Origin of the sequence: Terriglobus sp. YAF25 (assembly GCF_052113305.1) — a bacterium.
Lineage (GTDB): Bacteria > Acidobacteriota > Terriglobia > Terriglobales > Acidobacteriaceae > Terriglobus.
In genome coordinates this window covers 1-4,661 of sequence record NZ_JBFRCY010000357.1, presented here as the reverse complement: position 1 = coordinate 4,661, position 4,661 = coordinate 1, and the positions used below count along the sequence as shown (strand labels likewise).

The 4,661-nt window shown below is 58.6% G+C and carries 3 protein-coding genes; all 3 read left to right on the top strand.

Translation table 11 applies throughout. The features are described 5' to 3' along the window. Positions 1-191 precede the first annotated feature (191 nt). The gene (locus AB4043_RS15440) at positions 192-1,355 is read left to right on the top strand and encodes an alpha/beta hydrolase (RefSeq protein ID WP_442302186.1); all 1,164 of its coding nucleotides are present in this window, start codon (positions 192-194) and stop codon (positions 1,353-1,355) included. A gap of 252 nt (positions 1,356-1,607) precedes the next feature. Further along, a complete protein-coding gene (locus AB4043_RS15435; RefSeq protein ID WP_442302185.1) occupies positions 1,608-2,336 on the top strand; it encodes a phosphatase PAP2 family protein in 729 nt (242 codons plus the stop codon). A gap of 58 nt (positions 2,337-2,394) precedes the next feature. Continuing rightward, a partial coding sequence (locus AB4043_RS15430) for a TonB-dependent receptor (RefSeq protein WP_442307450.1) occupies positions 2,395-4,661 on the top strand: 2,267 nt, incomplete at its 3' end.

Sequence of the window (4,661 nt, the reverse complement as noted above, 5' to 3'; positions counted from 1 at the left end):
GGTTCCTGCTGGATCATCAGGAAAAGGGATAGAGCATTTTCCCTGCGGGTGTAGCGTGAGGGTTCGCATCTATGGGCGTTTTCCGCAATGAAAACGCCGCTACACCCTCCTTCCGGGATACGCAACAACAGGAAAAATGCTCTAACCTGATCGCAGGCTCGACATACCTTCGACTTACAATGGCTTCACCCATGCGCCCAGTTGCTTTGCTCCTCATTTCCAGCCTCTGGCTGGCAACCACAGGATTTGCCCAGCGCAATGCTGAGATCGACGAGAGTCCGAGCACGCCGCCGAATATCCTGAAGACCCAGTCCGGCACCGTTGAGACCGGTTCCATGGGCAATGCAGCCTACCGCATCGATGTTCCGGCAAACTGGAACCACTCCCTGGTCGTCTTCTACCACGGCTACAGCGAGCAGTCGTTTCACTACCGCTCCGACGCGCAACTGCATGATCAGGCCCGGCCAATGTTCCAACGCGGCTTCGCCGTGATCCAGAGCGGCTACTCCCAGACCGGGTGGGCCCTGCAGGCCGCCTATCCTGAGACCGAACACCTACGGAAGTACTTCACCAAAAAGTACGGTCAGCCGAAAGAGACCTACGTCGCCGGCGGCTCCATGGGGGGAGCTCTGACCATGATGACGCTGGAGCTGAATCCCAAGCAGTATGTCGCCGGTCTCGATCTCTGCGGAGCCGTGGAACCAACCTACGAGTGGGCCTCGCGGCGATTTGCCTGGCGCGCTGCCTTTGACTACTTCTTCCCCGGCATCTTTCCTCCGCTGGTGCCGACACCGCAGGACTTCATCGAGAATGACGGCCTGCGCCAGAAGATCCTCACTGCCCTGAAGGCAAAGCCCGCCGCCGCGGCGAGTATGCGGGATATCACCTACGAACACACGGATCTGCAGGTGGCCAACCTGATGATGTACATCACCTGGCAGATGGCTGACTTTCAGAGGAAGGCAGGCGGCAATCCTTTCGAGAACCGGAATTACATCTATACCCGCTCCAGCGAAGACCCGCATACCGACTACGCCCTCAACGACGGTGTGCGCCGCTACGCCGCCGACGACAAGGCGCGCAAATGGGTCGCGACCTGGTACACCCCAACGGGAAAGCTCACCCGTCCTATGCTGGCACTGCACACGGTCTTTGACCCCCTCGTCCCGGCAACTTCCATGACACTGTATGGCCGCATGGTGGAAGAGGCGGGCTTCGGCAACAACTACGTGCAAACCTACGTTCATCGCGAAGGTCACTGCACTATGAATGCCGACGAAGTCGGCCGCGCCTTCGATCAGTTATTGCTGTGGGTCCATCAGAAAAAGGTCCCCCAGGCGGGCCTGCTGCGTTAGAGCTTTTCACCGCAGGTGTCGTGTAGGGCTCCCGTATCTATGGGCGTTTTCCGCAATGAAAACGCCGCTGCACACCCCTTCCGGGATACCCAGCAACAGGGAAAACGCTCCAAGATTTGTCATCCAATTCGGTCAACCAAACTTAAGCCAGACTTAAGTTCCACAGAAATCACGCCAAAACAGGGCAAATCAACCTTCCATTCATAGACGCCACACCTTCTATTCACATTTCTGGGCTACTTTCAGCCCATTGTGAACAACAGAATAGTTGTCTCGTCTCTGGCAATTTTGCTGTCTTTGGAGGCAGGTGGAGGTGCGCAATCGGCACCCGCGCCAGCGAAGCATACCGCCTATTACGTCAACACGCAGGTGCTGCATATCGCCGATCTGATTCCGGCGCCGCCGTCGGACAACGATCCGCAGACCCGCACCGAACTCGCTGAAGTCCATCGCGTCGAAACATCACGTACGCCGGCGCAGGCTGCAGCCGCCAAAGCGGATGATGAGGAAGAGGATATCTTCGTCTTCCGCACCGTTATGGGTCCGTCGTTTACGGCGGCAAAACTGCCGCTGATCGCGGAGCTTTCGAACCATGTCAAAGGCGACCAGTCCGTTCTTGGCGGAGAGCTGAAAGCGCTATTCCAGCGTCCGCGCCCTTACCAATCGGATAAGACGCTGCATCCGGTCTGCAAACTGACCGACGTGCATAACTCCTATCCGAGCGGCCACTCGCTCTCCGGCTACATGCTGGCGCTCACCCTCGCGGAGCTGGCTCCTGAAAAGCGCGATGCCATTCTGGCGCGCGCCGATGAGTATGCGCACAACCGCGTGGTATGCGGCGTTCACTATCGCGCCGATACCGAAGCCAGCCGGCGCATCGCCTATGCCGCCTTCGGCAACATGCTTGCCAATCCGAAGTTTCAGACAGACCTCGCTGCCGCACGCGAGGAGCTACGCACCGTCTCGGGCAATACGCACTAACGCTGCACCTTGCACCTTCCGGCCCAAGTCGTAACGAAAAAAATCAGGAGATACTCTCGTGCTTCGATCTTCTCTCTTAGCCAGAACGCGCGCTGCCTTTGCTGTGGCGCTTGTTGCTGTTTCCCTTGGTTTGCCTGCAATCGCACAGCAGACCGGAACTCTCTCTGGAACCTTGAAAGACGCCATCGGCGCGTCCATTCCCAACGCGACCGTCGTTCTGCGGAATGAAGAGACCAAGGTTGTCCGCAACGTACGCGGCGACGCCGAGGGTCACTTCAACGCCAGCGGCCTGCCCGCGGGAACGTACACCGTCGAGGCCTCCGCGCCCGGCTTCGCCCTCACGACACGCCAGGGTGTACAGCTGGCTGCCAGCAACACGCAGGACGTCACACTGACCCTGAAGGTCGGCGGCGCCAACGAGCAGATCACCGTTGACGCTGCTAACGCCAATTCCATCGCTGCCGCCTATGCGGTGATGGATGGCGTGCTTGACGCCCGCAGCGCCCGCACCGAGATCAATTCCACTTATATCCAGAATTACGTTGCGCCGACCGCGGACTACACCGAAGTTCTGCAGAACGCACCCGGAACGTACAGCCTGAATGCGAACGGCGTAGGTCTGGGTGACGCGAAGATGTTCTTCCGCGGTTTCTCCGACGGCAACTACGACATCACCTTCGACGGTATTCCGTGGAACGACACCAACTCGCCCTCGCACCACTCCTGGGCCTTCTTCCCGTCGCAGTTCCTCGGCGGCGTCGACTTTGACCGCTCACCCGGCTCTGCCTCAACCGTCGGGCCGACGCCCTTCGGCGGCTCTATCAATCTGCTCTCGAAGGAGATGCCCGACGTCCAGAACATCCGCGGTGGCATCAGCTACGGTTCCTTCAACACCAAGCTGATCGATGTGAACTACGACTCGGGAAACTTCGGCGGCGCGTCCAAACGGAATAACGTCTTCATCGATGTCCATCACATGGACTCCGATGGTTACCAGACCTTCAACTACCAGACCCGCAACGCCGGCGCGCTGAAGTACCAGTTCAAGTTCTCTGAGAACAAAATCCTGACGGGCTTCGCCAGCGTGCTCTGGCTTGACTCCAACACGCCCAATATCAAGGGACCCACACGCGCCCAGGTAGCCCAGTACGGCGATAACTACCTGCTGCAGAATACTGATTCAACGCAGGCGAACTACTACAAGTACAACTTCTACCATGTGCCTACGGACTTCGAGTACATCGGCTATAAGCAGCAGCTCGGCCACGGCTGGTCGCTCGATACCAAGCCTTACACCTACAGCTACAACAACAAGCAGAACTACGCAGCTACACCGAAGAAGGGCACGGTCAGCGAACCCAACTGTTCCACGCCCGTCAGCGGAGCTCTGCCCTGCGGTACTGACAAGCTGAACAGCTATCGCAAATACGGTGAGATCACCAGCCTGAGCCAGGTTTCCCGCTTCGGGATCTTCCGCGTGGGCATGTGGTACGAGTGGGCTGCAACCGACCGTTTCCAGATCCCTCAGGATCCCATCACCCAGGTCGACAGCGCACTGCCCAACTTCCATGAGCAGTTCTGGACCAACTCCTACCAGCCTTACGCCGAGTACGAGTACCACGCCACCAGCAAGCTCACGCTCACAGGCGGCCTGAAGTTCGCACACTACACCATGGACCTGAAGCAGTATGCCGATAACGGATCCACGGTCGGCAGCCTGAACGGCGCTCCGTATGTTCGGAACAACGCCAGCTACAACTCAGTACTTCCGTCCGTCGACGCCAACTACCGCATCCGTCCCAACTGGTCGGTCTATGGGCAGTTTGCCACTGGCAGCGTGATTCCTCCCAGCAACGTCTTCGATATCAATCAGACTTCRACCGGCTCCAGCCAGGCCGCTGTCCTCAAGACGTTGCCCGATCCCAGCTATGCCAAGAGCTACCAGACCGGTTCGGTCCTCAAACTGCACCGCGTTACCCTCAACGCCGATGTCTACTATGTCCGTTTCGGCAACGCCTACTCTGCGCCCAGCGACCCGAACTTTGTGAACTACACCTCGCAAGGCGACTCGGTCACCAAGGGTTTTGAAGGCGAGACCAATGTCTACTTTGGCAAGGGCCTCAGCCTCTTCGCCAACGGAACCGCCGGCACCGCCAAATACGTCAGTGATACGGTCGGCGGCAAGGCGAATCCGAACTACAACCTCTGGGTCGCCAGCACGCCCTCCAACACCGAGAGCCTGGGCATGACCTTCCAGGACAAATACCTCAACCTTGGCACCTTCAACAAGCGTATCGGCCCGATGTGGAACGACGGCAAGTACGC

What these genes read in the sequence shown, in the direction of transcription:
- AB4043_RS15440 (WP_442302186.1), top strand. Translation starts at nt 192, where the DNA reads ATGCGCCCAGTTGCTTTGCTCCTCATTTCCAGCCTCTGGCTGGCAACC.